Genomic DNA, 20,126 nt, shown 5'->3' on the forward strand with positions numbered 1-20,126 from the left:
CAACACTCGCGCCGTCACGCGGCCTCGCTCAGAATCTGGTGTTGTTTCAACTCCCAAGGCTGAGCACGCTACGCTCTTGCCAGACTGCGACCTCGGTCCAGTCTGGCTTTGTTTTTTGTCGCATCCGGCTTCTTATTCCTGCCCGGCGACGGAAAAGGCCCCCTCGCTACGCCTTCGGCTTGCTGCCCCCCAAGGGGGTGCTTTTCGTCTTGGGACGGCCCGACGACGAAAAGAGCCCCCTCGCTACGCCTGAACTGCACCCCAAAAGTTGGACACTCATCCAACCTTTGGGGTGTTTTTCATGACGAAATACGATGTACGGTTCAAAGTCAACTTGGTCGAGCAGTATCTGTCGGGAAGCAATGGTTATCGAGAGCTGGTCTCAGCCTATGGGATAGAACACTCCCAGCTACGCCGTTGGGTTGCGAGCTATCAGCTACACGGCCTATCCGGATTAGAGAAAAAGCACCGCTTTTACAACGCGGAATTTAAGCTGAAGGTTCTCCAACACATCGCGCGCGAGGGCTTATCCGATCGGCATGCTGCAGCGCTCTATGACATTCGCAGCACAGGTTCTATAGGGAAATGGCGCCGCGAGTATGATAAGGGCGGATTAATAGCGTTAACGCCCCGTCGTAAAGGTAGACCCATGAAGCCCCCAACTTCCCCATCCAAGCTTGAAGCGCCCGATGAAGCGCGCATGCAAAAAGCGCTACTTGAAGAGCTGGCGTACTTGCGTGCGGAGAACGCCTATCTAAAAAAACTGAAGGCCTTATCCGAGGCGGAACGGAACGCAGCGCTGGTGAAAAAGCGCAAGTGCTCCAAGGGTTAAGGTCAGATTATCCGCTGGGGTTACTGCTACGAGCGGCGGGGCTATCTCGCAGCACGTTCTACTACCATGTCAAAGCGATGAGTACACAGGACAAGTACGCTGCCATCAAATCGAAGATTCGTATGCTCTATGAGCGCCATCAAGGCCGCTACGGTTATCGGCGTATAACAGCCGCGTTACGTCAAGCGGGGGAAATGATCAATCACAAGTCGGTTCAGCGTTTGATGCAGCAGCTCGGTTTACAGTCGCTGGTGCGGCCCAAGAAATATCGATCCTATCGAGGGGCGGTGGGTCGAATTGCGCCTAATTTACTTGAACGCCAGTTCCAAGCCGAGCGGCCTAACCAAAAATGGGTGACTGATGTGACAGAGTTCCATGTCAACGGCCAAAAGCTGTACCTCTCGCCGGTCATGGACTTATATAGCGGTGAAATCATCGCCTGGCACACGGAACGGCGTCCTGTGTTCCGCCTGGTGGGCAGCATGCTCCAAAAAGCCTTCTCGCGGCTCAAGCTGTCGGAAAAACCGCTACTGCACTCCGACCAGGGCTGGCTGTATCAACAGGCCATGTATCGAAAACTGCTACATGAGCATGCGGTTGTACAAAGCATGTCCAGGAAAGGCAACTGCCTGGACAATGCTGCGATGGAAAGCTTCTTCGGCACGCTAAAGTCTGAGTTCTTCTACCTGAACCACTTCGAGAGCATTGAGCAACTGCAGACGGGCATCCGTCAATATATCCACTATTACAATCACGAACGCATCAGAACAAAGCTAAAAGGCCTGAGCCCGGTGCAATACCGAAATCAGGCCTTGCTCATCTAATTTAACTGTCCAACTTTATGGGGTCAGTTCAGCCTTCGGCTTGCTGCCCCCCGTGGGGGTGCTTTTTGTCTTGGGACGGCCCGACGACGAAAAGAGCCCCCTCGCTACGCCTTCGGCTTGCTGCCCCCCGTGGGGGAGCTTTTTGTCTTGGGACGGTCCGACGACAAAAAAAGGGCCTATGCATGGCCCTTTATCCTAAGCGTGCAAGTCCAGTCTTAGCCCAATGATCCTTGAACCCGTACAGGCGCTCACAGGGCGTCAGGCTGGCCCCGCGCTTATTCGTCTGTCTCCAGCCAATGCCCCAAACGCAAACGCTTGGTATTGAGGTAGGCCTCGTTAAAGGGATTACCTTCAATTTGATGCGGTACACGTTCCACCACATCAATACCGATGTCCTGCAAGGTTTTTACCTTGCGCGGGTTATTGGTCATCAGACGTAGTTTCTGGATACCAACGTGCTCGAGCATATCCTTGCAAATATCGTAGCGACGCATATCGGCCGGAAAACCGAGCTTCTCGTTGGCCTCTACGGTGTCGGCTCCCTGATCTTGCAGCTTGTATGCACGAATCTTGTTCACCAGACCAATGCCTCGCCCTTCCTGGCGCAAATACATCAGGGCGCCACGGCCAGCCGTCGCAATACGTTCCAGCGCCAGTTGCAGTTGAGGGCCGCAATCACAGCGCAGGCTAAATAAAGCATCGCCTGTCAAACACTCGGAGTGCACACGGGCCAGGACGGGATGGCCATCGGCCACGTCCCCCAGGGTCAATAGGACGTGTTCTTTTTGATTGCTGCGCTCTACAAACACATGAATTTGAAAGACAGCCCAAGGCGTGGGCAAACGGCTGGAGCTGACATAGTCCAGTAAAACACCGGGTTTGGCCTGCTGGGCTGCAAGCGCGGAGCCCGATTCTGACGCCAGTGCGGCATCTGGGGTGGATTGCATAATGAGTCTCTGCTGCGGCGAAGAAATGCGGCTTGGCCCCATCCGGGGCGACTTGGCAATGATAGCCCAATTCAGCCGGTTTCTTTCAGTCTGGGACATGATGCTTTTCAGGGCTAATTACCGCTCTTTGCCCACGACACAGGAGTGGAATAGTCACCTTATGTTCTTATCCTTATAGCGAAAAATTCTGCTATCCGGTATTCTACGCAACAAGAAAATACATAAAATGTTATGAAACTTACAAATACAGACGATCTATGGCACTTTGTGTTTTTCACTGAGTCCTGATCGTCCTCAGCCCTAATTGATCATGCCCGCCCTTAAGGTCTTTATCCGCTACGTTGTCATTGGGCTTGCTTTAGCCCTGCAACCGTTTGTCGCCCACGGCGCGGCAAGCCAGGCCTGGCCTCAACCGCCCTCGCAGCTCAGTCTGGATAGCCCCTACGGCACACTGCAGGTAAGCCAAAGCGATTATGTCTACGAAGCGCGGCTGCAACTGGACGCAAAGACCATAGAGCCAGAGCTAAAAGGGATGATCAATATCCCCTACGCTTTCAAGCAAGCCAACAATCAAACCGCCCTGATTTCAGTCGACAAGGGCCTGGGTGCTTGCTCGATCAATTACCATTGGGTCACCGTATCGTCCCAGGGCTATACCGTCTCGCCAGCCTTTGGCTCATGCAGCGCCAAAATCCGGGTCCGTCATCACGGCCGAACCCTGATTATGGAAACACCCAGCCAGGACAATCCGACCATGATCGACGAATACCGATACGATGGGCGCAAAATCAGTTTACGCAAGCGCCGTCCACTTATGCAGTAAGGGGAACCTGCAAGGAGCAGCGGACTCAAACGGAACACTGACTATAATCAGGTGTTTACGTCTCTCCGGATTTTCCCTATGCAAACCTCCACAACCCGCCCTTTACTCGTCTGGGATTTACCCACCCGTTTGTTCCACTGGCTGTTTGTCATTAGCATTGTGGGCTGTTTTGTGACAATCAAAGTTGGCGGGCTATGGATGGACTGGCACGTACGCTTTGGTCTGCTGGCCTTGGGACTGTTGGCCTTTCGTCTGGTCTGGGGTTTGATCGGTGGCTACTACTCGCGCTTTAGCCACTTCTTCCCCAATCCGATACGCAGCCTGCGTTATTTGCGTGATAAACCTGCCGTCTACCCAGGCCACAATCCTGTCGGCGCCTGGTCGGTCTGGGTCATGCTGATTGTGTTTGGTTTTCAGGCCATCTCTGGTTTGTTTGCCAACGACGATATCTTTACCTCAGGCCCTCTGGCCTATCTCAGCAGCGATTGGTCCAAAACCCTGACCGGTCTGCACAAAGCCAACGAATGGATCATGCTGGCCATTATCGGCTTGCATATCCTGGCTATTTTCCTATATCGCGTCCTGGGTGGTCAGAAATTAACCAGCGTCATGGTCAAGGGCAGCATGCCCGTACCCAGTGAACCTGCGCTACCTGCCAGCAAAGACAACTGGAAAACCCGTTTACTCGCTCTGCTCATTGCCGTACTGATTGCCTGGGGCGTGTACTGGATCACCGGCCTGGCACCGGTAGGCGGCGGCATGGACGACTTTATGTAAGCCTGACTTATCCCCAGAAGCTGTGAATAAACCTGGGGATAATGCGGGGATTGTTTGGGCTGAGCCGCATTTTTACTAGCCGTCTTTTAAACTGGATGGTGACTAGCCGCTTGAACACTCTCTGCACAAAGAGCGACGGCCTCACGATATTTTCAGCGCCGTCGCCAAAATCCCCACAAGACCAGAACCAGCCCCAGAACGGCGGCCAATAAACCGGCCCAGCTAAAGATAGTCAGGCCCAGCCAAGCGGGGCCGCGTGTAACCAGCACCGGCCCCAAAATCAATACAAAGGCCGCCGTCACAATCGCAATGGCCAAACGGGTAGCCGCCTTTTCCAGCGATGAGGCCAGACGCGGCATACCCTCGACTTGAATACGGGCAGAGATCTTGCCTTGCCGGACGCGATGCATCAGCAAACGCAGCAATTGAGGCGCATCCATCGCCAATTGACGGGACTCCAGCAAGCTGCGTTGCAAGTCTGCATAAACACGACGAGGGGAATACTGCTTACGCATCAAAGCCAGAATGACCGGTTGTGCAACCTCAACCACATCAAATTGCGGGTCCAGACGTTTCAATACGCCATCCGCGGTGATAAAAGCCTTGAACAGCAAAGCCAGATCCGGCGGCAAAATCAAATGGTTCTCACGCGCCAGCGCCATAAAATCCAGCAAAGCAACCGAAATGGACAAAAGCCCACTACTTTGTCGGGCAACATAGCGCTGGGCACTTTCTTCCAGCCGGCTCCAATCAAAATCTTCCGCACCCGACCAATCCAGCAAGGTGGTAGCCACCCCATCGGCCTGCCCGTCCACAATTGCGCGCAATAGAACCAGCAATTGCTGACGACGACGTTCCGTCAAATGACCGACCAGACCGAAATCAATAAAGGCGACCTGATTGCCCGGCAACGCCATCATATTGCCGGGGTGCGGGTCGGCATGAAATAGCCCATCCTCCAGAACCATATGCAAGAACGCCAAGGCTCCCCGGCGCGCCAGCAAGGGGCGATCCACTTCAATGGCTTGCAACTGCGCCTCTTGAATTGGTGAGACTCCGGGCACAAACTCCTGCACCATGACGGTGGCACTGGTCCACTCCATATAAACGCGCGGCACCACAATGTCTTTAAAGGGCTGCATATTCTCGCGCACAGCCACGGTATTGGCTGCTTCGCGCGTAAAGTCCAGCTCATCGGCAATGGCTTCGGCCAAGGCGCGCACAATATCGTAGGGGCGATACTCAGGCAACAAACCCTGCTGCTGCACCAAGCGGGCAATCTGTTTCAGCAAACGCAGATCAGCCTGGATCAAAGACTCAAGACCGGGGCGCTGCACCTTCACCACCACTTCAGTACCGTCCCGCAAACAGGCACGATACACCTGCGCCATAGAAGCCGAGGCCAGCACCTGGATATCAAAACGCGCAAAGGCTTGGTCTACGGTTTGCCCTAAAGCCAGTTCCAATTCGGGTCGAATAGTCTCCCAAGGCACCGGCGCGGCATGACCTTGCAGCTTTTCCAGTTCCTGGGTCCACTCCAGAGGCAGCAGGTCATTGCGTGTGGCCAGAATCTGACCGAGTTTGATAAAGGTAGGCCCCAGCTCCTCCAGGGCACGTCGCAAACGTTCAGGCGCCGAGCGTTCGGGCATTTCTGTCGCCACCGGGGTTTTGTTACCGGGCAGCAGCTCCGACAGACCCAGACGATGCATCACATCCCCGATTCCGTATCGAGCAATGACCGATCCGATGGCACGCACGCGCGCATGGTCGCGCAAGGCCAACAAGGTTCCTCCCAACATACTCGCTCTCCAGTAGGCTACGCCCTGAGAAAAGTAGCATACCGCAGCGTCCGGGTGACTTACTTATCCACTTATCCACATTTTCAGTGGGCAAGCGCGGGGATAGCCTTTGGACAAGTCGCATTACCCCAAGTAATTCAAAGACTTGTCATGATGGGGTAATTAAAGCCCCCCCTCCCTTTAGAAGATGACAAGAATCGAAAATGCCCCTGCTTTGGCCCGCAAATCAGAGTACATTGACGTTTTCAAATTCAAGGAGAGCGTGATGCGTCTGGATAAATCTCGCTCCAGCCGTAATGTCGAGGACCGCCGTGCCAATGGGCCACGCCTGAGCGGCGGCAAGATCGGTTTGGGGACAATCGTGCTGGCCTTGGTAGCCCTGTACTTTGGGGTCGACCCCAATGTGGTGCTGAACCTGGCCGGTGGCCCCACCAGCGCCCCGCAATCTCAACCGATTGCCGCCTCGGATACACAGGGCCAAACCATCGCCAAAATCCTGGGTGAAACCGAGGATGTCTGGCGCGATATTTTTGCCAAGCAAACCAATGGCAGCTACCGCGATCCCGTACTGGTTCTGTATCGCGGCGCGACTCCCACGGCTTGTGGCGCAGGCCAATCGGCCATGGGCCCGTTTTACTGCCCGGCCGATCAAAAGCTCTATATAGACCTGGGCTTTTTCACCGAGATGGAGCAAAAGATGGGCGTCAAGGGAAACTTTGCCCCTGCCTACGTGATTGCGCATGAAGTGGGCCACCACGTTCAGAACCAATTGGGCATGATGCGCCGTGTGGATGAAGCCCGTCGCAGCGGCTCGGCCTCGCAAGCCCGTCAGGCGTCCGTACGTCTGGAACTGCAGGCAGACTGCTACGCCGGCATCTGGGCCAATCACGCCGATGCACAACGCCAGATTCTGGAACCGGGCGATATCCGTTCTGCGCTAGACGCGGCTCAAGCGGTAGGTGATGACACCTTGCAAAAGCAGTCTCAAGGCTATGTGGTTCCAGACTCTTTTACCCATGGCAGCGCGCAACAACGCATGGCCTGGTTCATGCAAGGCTATCAAACCGGGCAACTGAACATGTGCGATACCTTCACTCGACCTGATCCCGCTTCCTGATAAACGTAAAATTATGTAACTCGTCCTTGCGCTACATAATTTCCGTTCTATAATCATTTTCTTCGCAGGAAACGGGGGTCGTTAGCTCAGTTGGTAGAGCACTGGACTCTTAATCCATTGGTCGACAGTTCGAGTCTGTCACGACCCACCAGATATCCTGCTGTTTGCGGTACACCATGCCGCAACACCGTAAATTAGCCCGCTGCTACAGCGGGTTTTTTTGCGTCTGGACGCATCGATCCAGCACATCGCTACCCCAATTTTGCGCAGCCATCTTCTGGTCATAGTTGTTTACTTCGCCCACTACAAAAACCCGCTAGGCTAACAGATCATCACATCAGGAGATTGTCATGCTGATTGCCATTGATCCGACCAAGGCCCCCGACACCACACCTCCGGGCAAAACGCCGAACCCCGAACCCGACCCGAAGAAAATCCCGGGCAATGAGCCGCCTAGCAAAGCCAGGAACTAACAGACCCCGCCCACTCAAGCATCCTGCACCCCTGCCATGTAGGCGCAATCCAGGGCAGCGCGGAAAATGTCGCTGCCCTGCCAGCGCCTTGCCCCACATTTGAATCATGCTTTGGCAGCAGGAAAATGTTGCAAAGTTAAGACTATTTAAAAAAAAAATGCACACAATGCGCACTTGTTGCGTTGCAACATATATTATTTTTCCATAGTCGTTGTTCCTGCGGTGGTGAGATGAGCGGAGACAGGCGTCACAGAGCGCTGCTGTTATCTTGCTGCCCACCGACTAGGCAAGACCGGGGTCACGTGCCTAGCTAGCTTACTCGCCTTGCCGGAATTGTGTTGCTCTTCAACCTACAACACAGGTCCGCTTGCCTACCACTTGCGTTCGCGCTGTCGCACATCCTGCTGACAGCCGGAGAGTCGCTCAAACCGGCGCTGCCGGTTGCACTCAAGCCATCCACCAGGATTACCCATCCCGGTCGGCCCCCTCTCAACCGTCTCCTACCCCCCTCGGTGTTCCATTGCATCCGCAAGGCCAGCTTGCCTGTGTTTACTTCAGGAACACCTATGAAATTAATTACCGCCATCGTCAAACCCTTCAAGGTTGACGAGATACGCGAGGCCCTTTCCGATCTGGGCATACAGGGGATGACACTGACCGAGGTCAAAGGATTTGGTCGCCAGAAAGGCCACACTGAGCTGTACCGCGGTGCAGAATATGCAGTCGACTTCCTGCCCAAGATCCGCATTGAACTGGCTATTCCCGACGAGCAGTTGCAAAGCGTTCTGGAAGCCATTCAAAGCAGCGCCCGCACCGGTCGTATTGGTGACGGCAAGATCTTTGTCCAGCCGCTGGACCACGTCATCCGCATCCGCACCGGCGAATGCGATGAACAAGCCCTGTAATCGGAGACTCCATCATGAACAACGCTGATCTCTCGTGGATGCTGGTCTCCACGCTTCTGGTACTAATGATGGCCGCGCCGGGCCTGGCCCTGTTTTACTCAGGGATGGTGCGTCAAAAAAATGCCTTGTCCATGTTGTCCCAAACCTTGCTGGTGTTCAGTTTGGGGGTGGTGCTGTGGTTTATCTATGGCTACTCGCTGGCTTTTACCGCTGGCAATCCCTTGATTGGTGGTTTCGACAAGGTCTTGTTCAATGGCATGTTTACTGCCGCTGACCAACAGTTCTCCATGTCGGGCACCCTGCCTGAACTGCTGTTTGCGTCTTTCCAGGCCACGTTTGCCGGTCTGACATGCGCCCTGGTTGTCGGCAGTCTGGCAGAACGTACCCGTCTGTCCGCCATTTTGGTCTTTACTGTGATCTGGTTCACCCTGGCCTATCTGCCTATCTGCCATATGGTCTGGTTTGCCGATGGACAGAACGGCGGTTTGCTCAACACCCGTGGCGCGTTGGACTTTGCAGGAGGAACGGTCGTACACATCAATGCCGGTATTGCGGGTCTGGTCGGTGCCTGGATGATTGGCCCACGCTTGAACTACCGTCGTGAAGCCATGCCACCTCATAACCTGCCCTTGACCTTTATTGGTGCGGCTCTGCTGTGGGTAGGCTGGTTCGGTTTCAACGCTGGCTCGGCTTTGTCTGCCAATGAAAATGCCACGCTCGCCTTCTTCAACACCATGTTGGCCGCTGCCATTGGCGTTGTGGCCTGGACATTGGGCGAATGGATCAGCAAAGGTCATCCTTCCTTGCTGGGTGCTTGCTCGGGTGCCATTGCAGGTTTGGTCGGCATTACCCCAGCAGCCGGTTTTGTGGCTCCCTCCGGTGCACTGGCCATTGGCTTGATTACTTCCCTGGCTTGCTTGTGGGGCGTTAATGTTCTGAAGCGCTGGCTGCGTGCCGACGATACATTGGACGTGTTTGGCATTCACGGTTTGGGCGGAATTGTGGGCGCGTTGCTCACGGGTCTGTTCAACGCACCTGTTCTAGGTGGTCCCGGCACCGCTGCTGGCAACAGTATCTGGATGCAGTTGTGGATTCAGCTCGAAGGCGTCTTGCTGACTCTGGTCTGGTCCGGTGTGGCCGCCTGGATTGCCTTCAAGATTGCCAAAGTCGTCTGCGGTGGTTTACGTGTCGATGCTGACCATGAACGCGAAGGTCTGGATATCCGCACCCACGGTGAAACGGGCTATCAACACTGAGATCCCATCATGATTCTTGACTATCTTGCCCACAGGCAAACAGCCCCCTTCAAACACAGGTACAAACCTAAAAGAAAAAGCCCTCTCTCGAGGGCTTTTTTTATAAGCAAAACGGCTGCTTATTTTTCTTTGCGGTAAGCGTCGTGACAAGTCTTACAGGACTTGCCCACATTACCAAAAGCCACACGGAAGGCATCAAAGTCGCCTGAATCGGAAGCCACTTTCAGCTTGTCGATTGCCGTGGTGAAATCGTCTGTGGCTTGCTTGAAACCCTGAGCATCGCTCCAGGCTTCTGCTTTGGTCTCGCCGCCTTCAGTACCGGCACCAAACGCGCTCCAAGGCAAAGCAGCCAAAACAGTCAGCACTTCCACGTTCTTGGCGATCGCAGCCGCGTCATAAGGAGCTTCCTTTTTAGCGACGGGAGCCATACGACCAAAATGCGAACCGATCAAGGCCATGCTGGCTTGACGGTAGTCCACCGCTTGCTCAGGCTTGGCGAATTGGGCTGTAGCTGGCGTGACAAACGCGGCGCACAAAGCGGCAGCGGCAGTCAAAAACGCAAGTTTTTTCATGGGAACTCCTGTGTGATGAAACATAAAACACTTCATAAAGCACTGGCTCAAAAAACCCGACCTGGCTGTGCCCTTGTGCAAGAGCACAGCCGTTTGGATTTAGATGGCCTGGGCCAACTGTACCGCCACACCCAGATAGCTGCGTGGAGTTAACTCAAGCAAATAGTTTTTAGCGTCTGCGGGCAGCTCCAGGCCGCCAATAAACTCGCGCAACGCTTCCTCGGTAATACCACGGCCACGTGTCAGAGCTTTGAGTTGTTCGTAAGGCTGAGGCAAACCGTAGCGACGCATCACGGTTTGAACTGGTTCGGCCAGGATTTCCCAGCAAGCATCAATGTCCGCATCCACAGCGGCAGCATTCAGTTCCAGTTTGCCGATACCACGCAGGCAGGCGTCGTAGGCCACCACGCTGTAGCCCAGGGCCACGCCCAGATTACGCAGCACGGTCGAATCCGTCAGGTCTCGCTGCCAACGAGAGATAGGGAGCTTCTCGGACAGGTGACGCAGCATGGCATTGGCCAGGCCCAGATTGCCTTCCGAGTTTTCAAAGTCAATCGGGTTCACCTTGTGCGGCATGGTGGACGAACCGATCTCGCCTTCTTTCAGGCGCTGCTTGAAGTAGCCCAGGGAAATGTAGCCCCAAACGTCACGGTTGAAGTCCAGCAGGATGGTGTTGGCACGGGCGATCGCGTCAAACAGGGCAGCCATCCAATCATGCGGTTCGATCTGAATGGTGTAGACGTTTTGCGTCAGACCCAAACCACCCAGCACTTTCTTGCTGAATGCTGGCCAGTCAATTTCGGGGTAAGCCGAGAAGTGCGCATTGTAGTTACCGGTTGCGCCGTTCAATTTAGCCAGAGGCTGAACAGCGGCGATAGCGGTAATGGCGTTTTGCAAACGCGCGGCCACGTTGGCGAACTCTTTGCCCATGGTGCTGGGGCTGGCAGGCTGGCCGTGGGTGCGCGACAGCAAGGGCTGCTCGGCATGCAGACGGGCCTGGGCCTTGATGGCATCGCACACTTCCTGCAACTGAGGCAGGATGACCTGCTCACGAGCACGCGTCAACATCAGGGCGTGCGAGGTGTTGTTGATGTCCTCGGAGGTGCAGGAGAAGTGAATGAACTCGGCCGCGGCGGACAGTTCGGCGTGGTCGGCCACTTTTTCTTTCAACCAGTATTCCACGGCTTTCACGTCGTGGTTAGTGGTGCGTTCAATGGCTTTGATGCGGGCAGCATCGTCTTCCGAGAAGTTCTGCACCAGGCTCTTGAGTACCTCGCGGGCTTCGGCAGAGAAAGTAGGCAGTTCAGGCAGACCCGCGTCGGACAGGCCGATCAGCCAGGCCACTTCGACCTCCACGCGATGCCACATGAATGCGGCTTCGGACAACAGGCCACGCAAGGGGGCGGTACGGCTGCCATAACGCCCGTCCAATGGCGACAAGGCATTCAGAGTGCTCAGGGTATCGGCTATGTGCATCGTTCTACAGAAAAGAAGGGGGAATAAAGTCAGCCCGCATTCTAACATTGCAGGCCGACACCCGTATGCCACGCGTTCAGCACGGGGGTAGAAAGCGACGGCAGTCCCAGGCTTTGACGAATAAACCACAGTTTTCCAACATTGTTTCCAGCGACAGGGTCAGGCCCGGCCTGCGGGGCGTTCGCCCATAGGTTCCTGCTATACTTTTTGAGCCTGCAACTTTTGATAGCTTTTTATGAAACTTATAGCTTCCCTCACCAGCCCATACGCGCGCAAAGTGCGTGTTGTCATGGCGGAAAAAAAGCTCGATTACGAGCTGATTCTGGAGGATGTGTGGGCCGATGACAGCGATATTCTGAAACACAATCCACTGGGCAAAGTTCCCTGTCTGATTATGGATGATCAGGCAAGCTTGTTTGACTCCCGCGTGATCGTCGAATATCTGGATACCCTCTCGCCCGTCGGCCGCCTGATCCCCCAAGCCGGACGTGATCGCGCTGCAGTCAAATGCTGGGAAGCCATTGCCGATGGCTTGCTTGACGCCTGCGTTGCCATCGTGGTGGAAAATCGCCGCCCCCAAGAGCTACGTCTGCCCGCCTGGATTGACCGCCAAAACAGCAAAATCACCGCTGCCCTGCAATCGATGAACAACACCCTGGGTGACCAGTCCTTTTGCATGGGCACCAGCTTTAGCCTGGCCGACATTGCCGTAGGCTGCGCACTGGGTTATCTGGACCTGCGCTTTCCTGAGCTGGACTGGCGCTCGCAGTACGGCAATCTGCAACGCCTGGATGAAAAACTCCAAGCGCGTCCCTCGTTTGCCAGCACCTTACCGCCTACGCAGTGAGCGTTGCGCCAGCAAGCAAGGGCCCATTCTTTTGAATGGGTTTTTTTATGTCTGCCACCTCAGGACTTACCCAGCAAACGATACATCCAGAAGGCCTCATCGGTCTTCATGCGCTGGGCAAACTGGGCCGGCGAAAAGCCGGAAATTCGTTTGACCTCTCTGCCAAAATGAGACTGGTCGCTATACCCGGCCTGCAGCGCCACATCGGACCAGACCGGATTTTCCTGCTGCTGCACCAGGGCAAAAGCACGCTCTGCACGCACATAAAGCTGTAGCTCACGCTGACTCTGCCCAGCCCAACGCTTGAATTGCCGTTGCATCTGACGCAAGCCCGTTCCCGTGCAAGTTGCTGCTATTTTCATCCCCAAAGCCGTCAACCAATGGTTCAAGGTAGCAGCACCGCCTGTTGCCAGACCGCCATGGGCGCAACGTTGGATTGCTGACTCCAGCTGCTGAAATAAAGGGCCATCTTCAGTGCCTACCTGTCCAAGGGCCTGACAACTAGAAGCAGGCAAAACCTGCTCCATAGGCAGTACCAGATCCATCAAGTCGCTGGCCTCTATACCAAACACACGCTTGAAGGCATCGGGGTAAAGTCCAATCGAAATCGCATGGACAGATCCCGGAGACCAGCTAATGGACGGTGTACGCGACGGCCCGGCAAACAACATGCTGGGAAGGGCCTCTGACAGTACCGGAGCCCCCCCATTCGCTGGCGTCTGAACCATGTGCAGTTGGCCATGAAAAACCCACGACAAAACCACCAGGGGCGAGGCTGGATAAAAATTCAAACGCTGCTCCGACGGCAGAGCCAAACCACGGGTATCACGCTCCACCCCCAGATGGATGCTGGCCGCGGTTTTTCGGCTGGGGCGATGCAAACGGGCACAAGGCAAAGCAGACATGGCAAGTCGTTTCCGTTCTATCCGGCCCAGGCAAGACGGGCCACACTGAAAGTCCCTTTATCCTACTTCAGCCCCGCCCTCTTATGCCTAAAACTATTTTGCAAGGATCCTGGTCTCATCGTTGCCGAAGCGCCCTCACCCTCTGGGCCACCACCATAGACGTACTGGCCCGACGTATCATCGCCAAGCCGCTGGTGTCCGGCTGGTCTGTGCCTTTTGAAATCGCCACCCTGTTCTATCGCAAGCAGTTCAACCACGCCTTCCGCTTGCCAACCCTAGCTGAAGGCCGCGCCTATTTCGACAGCCTGTACACGATTGCCGAACCAGACTTGCCCGTCCAGATGCAGGCCAGCACGTCCCCAGAACCACGGGGAGACTGGTTCATTCCAGATCGCCCGAACAGCAGCAAAACCATCTTGTACTTTCATGGCGGCGGCTATGCGTTCTACCCAATCGTGTCGCGCCACTTCACTCGTCTGCTGGCCCACAAGCTGCAAATACCCATCTTCGCCGTGGACTATCGCCTGACCCCGGAACATCCTCACCCAGCCCAACAGGAAGATGCGCTAGAGGCCTACCGCTATCTGCTCAAACGTGGCATCCCCGCGCAGGATATTGTCCTGGCAGGCGACTCGGCAGGCGGACACCTGGTGCTGATGACCCTAGTCAGCCTGCGCCAGGCCGGACTGCCCCAACCTTCTCTGGCCTTGGCACTAAGCCCCTGGACGGATATAGGACGACGCGGCGCCAGCCAGTTTGGCTATGATCGCTACGATATGGTGCAGGGCTATCAAACACTGCAATACGGTCAATGGCTGAAGGGCAACGGCCTCTGGAGTGACGATCAACTCTCTCCCATTGCCCAGGATCTTCGCCATCTAGCCCCCATCTACATTCAGGCAGGCGGCAAGGAGATTCTGGTGGACATGATTCGCGATTTTGCCCAAGAGGCGCATAAGCAAGGAGCCGGCATTCGGCTGGATGTCTGGCCGGACATGACGCACGAGTTCCATGCCTATGGCCGCACACTGCCGCAAAGCGAGCAGGCGATTGCCGCGCTACGGACAGCGATTCAATGGACTAAAGGGGGCGTGTTTGAGCCGGCAGAAGAAACCGAATTGAATGGACTGGACTCTGCCTTTGGCAAAGCCCAGCGTAAAGACATCAAAGCTGTGTAATGGCCTGCGTAATCATATAGATCGCCAGCACAGTCAGCATGCTGGCAAAAATACGCTTAAGCGTCACCTGGTCAATTTTGTGGGCCAGGCTGGCGCCCAAGGGCGCGGTACAAATACTGGTGGCCGAAACAATCAACAAGGCAGGCCAGTAGATAAAGCCAATCATGCCGGGATGGCTGCCGAAAGTGGCCTGACCGGACCAGATATAGCCCACGCTATTGGCCAGCGCGATGAAAAAGCCCAGTGCAGCCGAAGTGGCGACGGCCTGTCGCACAGGCACATTGCCACGCAGCATGAAAGGGACGGACAAGAAGGCCCCGCCCGCACCCAACAGACCGGAGACGAAACCGATCAAGGCGCCCATGGCAGCGATCCAAAATGGGGCAGGCAAGGAGCGGCCTTGCACCGGGGCCGACTTGCGCGCCATTTTAGAGGCCGAATACAAGACGAACACACCGAACACAATCGCCAGCGCCGTGCTGTTGATCATGGCAAAAATCGCGCCGCCCGACAGCAGCCCGCCCACGATCAAACCGGGCACCATCACCTTGACCACGTCCCAACGGATAGCGCCATGTTTATGGTGCGCCCGCACGCTGGACAAGGAAGTAAACAGAATCGTAGCCATGGCCGTGGCAATGGAGGCGTGCACGGCCAACTCTTGCGGCACGCCAAACAAGGGCAGCAGGAAGGTCAGGAATGGCACCAGAATCATGCCCCCGCCAATCCCCAACAGACCCGCGGCCAACCCTATACCGGCACCCAGCACCAGCAAACTGATGACAAGAATGGGATCCATGCCCGCCTCTTATTGAATAATGCCGCCGCCCAGGCAGCGGTCACCGTCGTACAAGACCACGGACTGACCGGGGGTTACAGCCCACTGAGGCTGATCAAAATGCAGAGACAGGCTATCACCTTCAGCCGCCAGCACCGTGCAGGCGGCATCAGCCTGGCGATAGCGGGTCTTGGCATGAATCGGACCCAGCGCCGGCGGATGGCCTGCTACCCAGCTAGTCTGCTCAGCCTTCAATTCGGACTGCAACAGCCAGGGGTGATCGTGCCCTTGCACAACATACAAGGTGTTTGTAGCCAAGTCTTTACGGGCGGCATACCAGGCGTCGGCGGTACCGTCTTCGCGCTGCTTGCCCTTGACGCCACCAATGCCCAAACCCTTGCGCTGACCATAGGTGTGGAAAGCCAGGCCCACGTGCTGACCCAGCACCTGCCCTTCCGGTGTCTTGATCGGACCGGGTTGAGTAGGCAGATAGCGATTCAAAAATTCGCGGAAAGGACGCTCGCCAATAAAGCAAATGCCGGTTGAGTCTTTTTTAGCCGCATTGGGCAGCTTCAGTTCTTCGGCAATACGGCGCACTTCCTGCTTGTTGATCTCGCCCAAAGGAAACAAGGTGCGCGACAACTGCGCCTGATTCAGGCGGTGCAAAAAATAGCTTTGGTCTTTAGACGCATCCAAGCCTTTGAGCAACTGGTAGTCTGTACCGCCCCCGGTCATGGGCACACCACGCACGCGAGCGTAATGGCCAGTCGCAATCCAATCAGCGCCCAAGGTCATGGCATGGTCCAGAAAGGCCTTGAATTTAATTTCCGCATTACACAGAACATCGGGATTCGGGGTACGGCCCGCCGAGTATTCCCGCAAGAACTCCGCAAACACGCGGTCTTTATATTCTGCTGCGAAGTTGACCGCCTCAATCTCGACCCCGACCAGATCGGCCACGCTGGCCGCATCCAGCCAATCCTGGCGCGAGGAGCAGAATTCGGAATCGTCGTCGTCTTCCCAGTTCTTCATGAACAGGCCCACGACTTCATAGCCTTGCTCTTTAAGCAACCAGGCCGAGACAGAGGAGTCCACGCCGCCGGACATTCCGATAACGACGCGACCTTTTTTGGTGGAAATAGTCATTGCAGTGATGATGAAAGGTGTCGCAGCAGGCAGACCGATGGTCCGGCGCACACCTGACTAACTAAAAAAGGCATTGTACGCCTGCCCTGACGCATGTACAGGCCGACGCTGCCAGTGCCTGGGGTTTCTGGAAAACGGTACTGCCCAAGACACGAAAGCCCAGACACAAGGTCCGGGCTTTCAGGCCAACTCAAGTGTGACTCAAGCGCGATCAGCCCAGAGGACGCGCAGGCAACATCTTGCCAGGGTTCATGATGTTATGAGGATCCAGCGCATGCTTGATGCTGCTCATCACATCCAGGGCATCCTGACCGTGCTCGGCCAGCATGAACTCCATCTTGTGCAGACCTACGCCGTGCTCACCCGTGCAGGTGCCTTGCATGGCAATGGCACGCTCTACCAGACGATGATTCAGGCGCTCGGACTCGTCCCACTCTTCCTGGCTATCGGCATCGAGCAGCATCAGGACGTGGAAGTTGCCATCGCCCACGTGGCCCACGATGGTGTACGGGAACGGAGCCTGATCCATATCGGCCGCGGTTTGCGCCACACATTCTGCCAGGGCGGAAATAGGCACACAAACATCTGTGGTGCTGGAGCGGCAGCCAGGGCGCAGTTGCAAACCGGCAAAGTAGGCATTGTGTCGAGCCGTCCACAAACGCGAACGGTCCTCGGCCTTATCGGCCCATTCAAAGTCCATCCCGCCGTTCTCGCGGGTAATTTCCTGAACCACCTGAGCCTGCTCCTGCACACCGCTGGGGCTGCCGTGAAATTCAAACAGCAGCAGGGGCGACTCTTTCAGCGTTAGCTTGCTGTAGGCATTGGTGGCTCGCACTGCTGCGGCATCCATGAACTCGACACGCGCAATTGGGATACCCATTTGAATGACCTCGATCACGCTTTGCACGGCAGAGCGCAGATCGGGGAAATTACAGATGGCGGCGGAAATGGCTTCGGGCTGCGGGTACAGGCGGACCGTCACTTCGGTAATGATGCCCAGCGTGCCTTCGCTACCAATGAACAAGCGAGTCAGGTCGTAACCGGCCGAGGATTTCTTGGCGCGATTAGCCGTATCGATAATGCGGCCGTCTGCCGTCACGACCTTCAGAGTCAGGACGTTTTCACGCATGGTGCCGTAGCGTACGGCATTAGTACCTGAAGCGCGGGTTGCAGCCATCCCACCCAGGCTGGCATCCGCACCGGGATCGATGGGGAAGAACAAACCTGTGTCACGGATATGCTCATTCAGGGCCATGCGTGTCACGCCAGCCTGCACTGTCGCGGTGAAGTCCTCGGCATTGATCGCCACGATCTCGTCCATGCCGGACAAGTCCAGACTGACGCCACCTTGAATCGCCAGAAAATGCCCTTCCAGCGAGGAACCAGCCCCGTAAGGAATCAGGGGCACATGGTGCTCATGGCAATGCCGCGCCACCCAGGCGACTTCTTCTGTGCTGCGAGCAAAAACAACCACATCAGGCAGCATGGGTGGATACGGCGATTCATCCCGTCCATGGTGTTCACGCACAGCGTGAGAAAGCGAGCACCGCTCTTGGAACTGAGCCTGCAAGGCTTCTACAAAACCTTCAGGTAAAGGGCGCCGCGCTAGATCGGCATGACCGGGAGCATTCATGAGCATTCCAAAAAGGCAAAACCCTATTATGAGTGGCTAAGTGCCCCCTCTTCAAGAGCGACTCGCGCCTGGCGACGCTGACGTACCGCTTGGGCCAGTTTTTCCAGAACCACCACAGTGTCATCCCAATCGATGCAACCATCGGTAATGCTTTGGCCGTAGGTCAAGGGCTTGCCTTCCACCACGTCCTGACGACCACCGACCAGATGGCTTTCGATCATCACGCCGCAAATACGCATATCGCCGCCTGAAATCTGACCAGCCACATCGGCCAGCACTTCGGGCTGACGGCGGTAGTCTTTATTGCTGTTGGCGTGGCTGGCATCAACCATGACACGTGGCACCATACCGGCCTTGATCATGGCCTGGCTGGTTGCCTCGACGTTTTCAGCATCGTAGTTCGGCGTCTTGCCACCGCGCAGAATCACGTGGCAATCGTTATTGCCCACGGTGGACACAATGGCGGAGTGACCACCCTTGGTGACCGACAGGAAATGGTGCGGCTGCGAAGCGGCCTTGATCGCGTCCAGAGCAATACGAATATTGCCATCCGTGCCATTTTTGAAGCCCACGGGGCAGGACAATCCGGAGGACAGCTCGCGGTGAACCTGGCTTTCCGTCGTACGAGCACCAATGGCGCCCCAGGACACCAGATCGGCAATGTACTGGGGGGTAATCATGTCCAGGAACTCGCAGCCTGCAGGCAAATCCAACTGGTTGACGGCCAGCAGCAATTCACGCGCCGTACGCAAACCCTGATTGATGTTGAAACTGCCATCCATGAAGGGGTCGTTGATCAGCCCTTTCCAGCCTACTGTGGTACGTGGTTTTTCGAAGTACACACGCATCACAATTTCCAGCTCGGGCGCAAAACGCTTGCGCTCCACCGTCAAACGGCGGGCGTAGTCCATTGCAGCTTCAGTATCGTGAATGGAACAAGGGCCCACCACGACCACCAGACGATCATCGCGTTCGTGAAGAATCTTGTGAATGCTGCGACGTGCCTTGTGAACCGTGGTCGAGACAGCAGAGGTACACGGGAACTCGCGCATCACATGGGATGGGGGAGACAGCTCCTTAATTTCACGAATCCGTAAATCATCAGTATTGTGCGACACGATTGAACTCCAGTTGGTTTGCCAGGTCCGGGGGCAAACGAAAAAAAAGCCGCCCGGACAATGCTGGCGGCTTATTTCAGGATTTGGGTCTTACTTGTGTTTGGTGCAACCCGTCCTTTCCTCCACCAGCGGCATCGGAAAAGCATAAAAATAAAAGAAGAAAACGGGGGTTGCGAAAGTCATGGGAAAAATCCTAACACAGTTCCGGACGTGCCGCCAACAAAACCGGCAAGATTCACCCACAAAAACGCAGAATAACAAAATATTTATACCAACAAGCCGCTAAAAAACACCACCAAACGAAACGATCATTTCGTTTAGCATTTTTTATTGGCCCTTTTGTTTCGTGTTATCGCAAAAAATCACGATAAATCTTTTAGCTGGCTTGTTTGTCTTATTTTTACATCTGTATACAAAACTGATCGCTATCTGTCCTGCTCAGATGCGAAAGGGCCAAAACACAAGGTTCTGGCCCTTAGCTGCCTAATTTAGCAACACGCTATCCGTCCTTTTCCGCCATAACGCGCTTGCTGTCGCTCGCGGAAAAATTCGGCGTATTCCATCGGTTTCTGATCGGGGTGATTCACCCGCATATGATTCAAATAGGTTTCGTAATCAGGCACGCCCACCATCAGGCGCAAGGTTGTGGCCAGATAGCGCCCGGTACCCCGCCCTGCCTGGGCACTGCGCGAGATCGCTCCGGTCAATAAGCCTTTCATA

At 55.6% G+C, this 20,126-nt stretch carries 19 protein-coding genes and 1 tRNA gene; 10 read left to right on the forward strand and 10 right to left on the reverse strand.

The window, feature by feature from the left end:
* Positions 1-301: 301 nt before the first annotated feature.
* Positions 302-1,656 (forward strand): IS3 family transposase gene (locus OKX01_RS12055; RefSeq protein WP_264671793.1). Its coding sequence is split into 2 segments (ribosomal slippage): positions 302-791 and positions 791-1,656, totalling 1,356 coding nucleotides; the frame shifts between segments, so codons are not numbered across the junction.
* Between the two features lie 275 nt (positions 1,657-1,931).
* Here the strand turns inward: OKX01_RS12055 and ribA are convergent.
* A complete protein-coding gene (ribA, locus tag OKX01_RS12060) occupies positions 1,932-2,603 on the reverse strand; it encodes a GTP cyclohydrolase II (protein WP_094197208.1) in 672 nt (223 codons plus the stop codon).
* A gap of 310 nt (positions 2,604-2,913) precedes the next feature.
* Between ribA and OKX01_RS12065 the strand changes: the two genes are divergently transcribed.
* Both OKX01_RS12065 and OKX01_RS12070 read left to right on the forward strand, forming a co-directional pair.
* Positions 2,914-3,426 (forward strand): hypothetical protein, encoded by a 513-nt coding sequence (locus OKX01_RS12065; protein WP_125276581.1) that lies wholly within the window; start codon positions 2,914-2,916, stop codon positions 3,424-3,426.
* A 78-nt stretch (positions 3,427-3,504) separates the two neighbouring features.
* Positions 3,505-4,203 (forward strand): cytochrome b/b6 domain-containing protein, encoded by a 699-nt coding sequence (locus OKX01_RS12070; protein WP_108727702.1) that lies wholly within the window; start codon positions 3,505-3,507, stop codon positions 4,201-4,203.
* A gap of 152 nt (positions 4,204-4,355) precedes the next feature.
* Here the strand turns inward: OKX01_RS12070 and OKX01_RS12075 are convergent, their stop codons facing one another.
* Entirely contained in the window at positions 4,356-6,002 is a 1,647-nt protein-coding gene (locus OKX01_RS12075) for an ABC1 kinase family protein (protein WP_094197211.1), read from the reverse strand.
* A 265-nt stretch (positions 6,003-6,267) separates the two neighbouring features.
* Between OKX01_RS12075 and OKX01_RS12080 the strand changes: the two genes are divergently transcribed.
* The 5 genes from OKX01_RS12080 to OKX01_RS12100 all read left to right on the forward strand — a co-directional run bounded on the left by OKX01_RS12080 (position 6,268) and on the right by OKX01_RS12100 (position 9,753).
* Entirely contained in the window at positions 6,268-7,119 is an 852-nt protein-coding gene (locus tag OKX01_RS12080) for a neutral zinc metallopeptidase (RefSeq protein ID WP_094197212.1), read from the forward strand.
* A gap of 75 nt (positions 7,120-7,194) precedes the next feature.
* Positions 7,195-7,270, forward strand: a tRNA-Lys gene (locus OKX01_RS12085).
* A 199-nt stretch (positions 7,271-7,469) separates the two neighbouring features.
* Positions 7,470-7,592 (forward strand): hypothetical protein, encoded by a 123-nt coding sequence (locus OKX01_RS12090; RefSeq protein ID WP_257502692.1) that lies wholly within the window; start codon positions 7,470-7,472, stop codon positions 7,590-7,592.
* A 566-nt stretch (positions 7,593-8,158) separates the two neighbouring features.
* Positions 8,159-8,497: a P-II family nitrogen regulator gene (gene glnK / locus OKX01_RS12095; protein WP_009456229.1), complete on the forward strand. Its 339-nt coding sequence runs from the start codon at positions 8,159-8,161 to the stop codon at positions 8,495-8,497.
* Between the two features lie 14 nt (positions 8,498-8,511).
* A complete protein-coding gene (locus tag OKX01_RS12100) occupies positions 8,512-9,753 on the forward strand; it encodes an ammonium transporter (protein ID WP_094197213.1) in 1,242 nt (413 codons plus the stop codon).
* Positions 9,754-9,872: 119 nt separating this feature from the next.
* Here OKX01_RS12100 and OKX01_RS12105 read toward each other — a convergent pair whose 3' ends face one another.
* Together OKX01_RS12105 and purB are read right to left on the reverse strand one after the other, a co-directional pair.
* Complete coding sequence (locus tag OKX01_RS12105) at positions 9,873-10,325, reverse strand: c-type cytochrome (RefSeq protein ID WP_125276580.1); 453 nt, start codon at positions 10,323-10,325, stop codon at positions 9,873-9,875.
* 99 nt (positions 10,326-10,424) lie between these two features.
* Entirely contained in the window at positions 10,425-11,801 is a 1,377-nt protein-coding gene (gene purB / locus OKX01_RS12110; RefSeq protein ID WP_249459723.1) for an adenylosuccinate lyase, read from the reverse strand.
* A 235-nt stretch (positions 11,802-12,036) separates the two neighbouring features.
* On the opposite strand from purB, the gene OKX01_RS12115 reads away from it, so the two are divergent.
* Positions 12,037-12,648, forward strand: coding sequence for a glutathione S-transferase family protein (locus OKX01_RS12115; RefSeq protein ID WP_094197216.1), 612 nt, complete (start codon positions 12,037-12,039; stop codon positions 12,646-12,648).
* A 59-nt stretch (positions 12,649-12,707) separates the two neighbouring features.
* Here OKX01_RS12115 and OKX01_RS12120 read toward each other — a convergent pair whose 3' ends face one another.
* On the reverse strand, positions 12,708-13,553 hold the full coding sequence (locus OKX01_RS12120) for a helix-turn-helix domain-containing protein (RefSeq protein WP_230017762.1): 846 nt from the start codon (positions 13,551-13,553) through the stop codon (positions 12,708-12,710).
* 83 nt (positions 13,554-13,636) lie between these two features.
* Between OKX01_RS12120 and OKX01_RS12125 the strand changes: the two genes are divergently transcribed.
* The gene (locus OKX01_RS12125) at positions 13,637-14,731 is read left to right on the forward strand and encodes an alpha/beta hydrolase (protein WP_094197218.1); all 1,095 of its coding nucleotides are present in this window, start codon (positions 13,637-13,639) and stop codon (positions 14,729-14,731) included.
* Here OKX01_RS12125 and OKX01_RS12130 read toward each other — a convergent pair.
* The 5 genes from OKX01_RS12130 to OKX01_RS12150 all read right to left on the reverse strand — a co-directional run bounded on the left by OKX01_RS12130 (position 14,718) and on the right by OKX01_RS12150 (position 20,125).
* Positions 14,718-15,530, reverse strand: a complete 813-nt coding sequence (locus OKX01_RS12130) for a sulfite exporter TauE/SafE family protein (RefSeq protein ID WP_230017759.1) — start codon at positions 15,528-15,530, stop codon at positions 14,718-14,720. The two genes, OKX01_RS12125 and OKX01_RS12130, sit on opposite strands and share 14 nt — an antisense overlap.
* Positions 15,531-15,539: 9 nt before the next feature.
* Complete coding sequence (gene mnmA, locus OKX01_RS12135; RefSeq protein WP_108727707.1) at positions 15,540-16,655, reverse strand: tRNA 2-thiouridine(34) synthase MnmA; 1,116 nt, start codon at positions 16,653-16,655, stop codon at positions 15,540-15,542.
* A gap of 211 nt (positions 16,656-16,866) precedes the next feature.
* Entirely contained in the window at positions 16,867-18,288 is a 1,422-nt protein-coding gene (locus OKX01_RS12140) for an FAD-binding oxidoreductase (protein ID WP_108727708.1), read from the reverse strand.
* Positions 18,289-18,314: 26 nt separating this feature from the next.
* A complete protein-coding gene (gene aroG / locus OKX01_RS12145; protein WP_269467009.1) occupies positions 18,315-19,409 on the reverse strand; it encodes a 3-deoxy-7-phosphoheptulonate synthase AroG in 1,095 nt (364 codons plus the stop codon).
* A 485-nt stretch (positions 19,410-19,894) separates the two neighbouring features.
* The gene (locus tag OKX01_RS12150; RefSeq protein ID WP_009456207.1) at positions 19,895-20,125 is read right to left on the reverse strand and encodes a YbdD/YjiX family protein; all 231 of its coding nucleotides are present in this window, start codon (positions 20,123-20,125) and stop codon (positions 19,895-19,897) included.
* Between the last annotated feature and the right edge of the window lies 1 nt (position 20,126).

Source organism: Alcaligenes sp. SMD-FA (assembly GCF_025960365.1).
Lineage (GTDB): Bacteria > Pseudomonadota > Gammaproteobacteria > Burkholderiales > Burkholderiaceae_B > Alcaligenes > Alcaligenes aquatilis.

Bases quoted from the DNA above. Each gene is read 5' to 3' on its own strand.
- ribA (WP_094197208.1), bottom strand. From the start codon at position 2,603: ATGCAATCCACCCCAGATGCCGCACTGGCGTCAGAATCGGGCTCCGCG.
- OKX01_RS12065 (WP_125276581.1), top strand. From the start codon at position 2,914: ATGCCCGCCCTTAAGGTCTTTATCCGCTACGTTGTCATTGGGCTTGCT.
- OKX01_RS12070 (WP_108727702.1), top strand. From the start codon at position 3,505: ATGCAAACCTCCACAACCCGCCCTTTACTCGTCTGGGATTTACCCACC.
- OKX01_RS12075 (WP_094197211.1), bottom strand. From the start codon at position 6,002: ATGTTGGGAGGAACCTTGTTGGCCTTGCGCGACCATGCGCGCGTGCGT.
- OKX01_RS12080 (WP_094197212.1), top strand. From the start codon at position 6,268: ATGCGTCTGGATAAATCTCGCTCCAGCCGTAATGTCGAGGACCGCCGT.
- OKX01_RS12090 (WP_257502692.1), top strand. From the start codon at position 7,470: ATGCTGATTGCCATTGATCCGACCAAGGCCCCCGACACCACACCTCCG.
- glnK (WP_009456229.1), top strand. From the start codon at position 8,159: ATGAAATTAATTACCGCCATCGTCAAACCCTTCAAGGTTGACGAGATA.
- OKX01_RS12100 (WP_094197213.1), top strand. From the start codon at position 8,512: ATGAACAACGCTGATCTCTCGTGGATGCTGGTCTCCACGCTTCTGGTA.
- OKX01_RS12105 (WP_125276580.1), bottom strand. From the start codon at position 10,325: ATGAAAAAACTTGCGTTTTTGACTGCCGCTGCCGCTTTGTGCGCCGCG.
- purB (WP_249459723.1), bottom strand. From the start codon at position 11,801: ATGCACATAGCCGATACCCTGAGCACTCTGAATGCCTTGTCGCCATTG.
- OKX01_RS12115 (WP_094197216.1), top strand. From the start codon at position 12,037: ATGAAACTTATAGCTTCCCTCACCAGCCCATACGCGCGCAAAGTGCGT.
- OKX01_RS12120 (WP_230017762.1), bottom strand. From the start codon at position 13,553: ATGTCTGCTTTGCCTTGTGCCCGTTTGCATCGCCCCAGCCGAAAAACC.
- OKX01_RS12125 (WP_094197218.1), top strand. From the start codon at position 13,637: ATGCCTAAAACTATTTTGCAAGGATCCTGGTCTCATCGTTGCCGAAGC.
- OKX01_RS12130 (WP_230017759.1), bottom strand. From the start codon at position 15,530: ATGGATCCCATTCTTGTCATCAGTTTGCTGGTGCTGGGTGCCGGTATA.
- mnmA (WP_108727707.1), bottom strand. From the start codon at position 16,655: ATGACTATTTCCACCAAAAAAGGTCGCGTCGTTATCGGAATGTCCGGC.
- OKX01_RS12140 (WP_108727708.1), bottom strand. From the start codon at position 18,288: ATGAATGCTCCCGGTCATGCCGATCTAGCGCGGCGCCCTTTACCTGAA.
- OKX01_RS12150 (WP_009456207.1), bottom strand. From the start codon at position 20,125: ATGAAAGGCTTATTGACCGGAGCGATCTCGCGCAGTGCCCAGGCAGGG.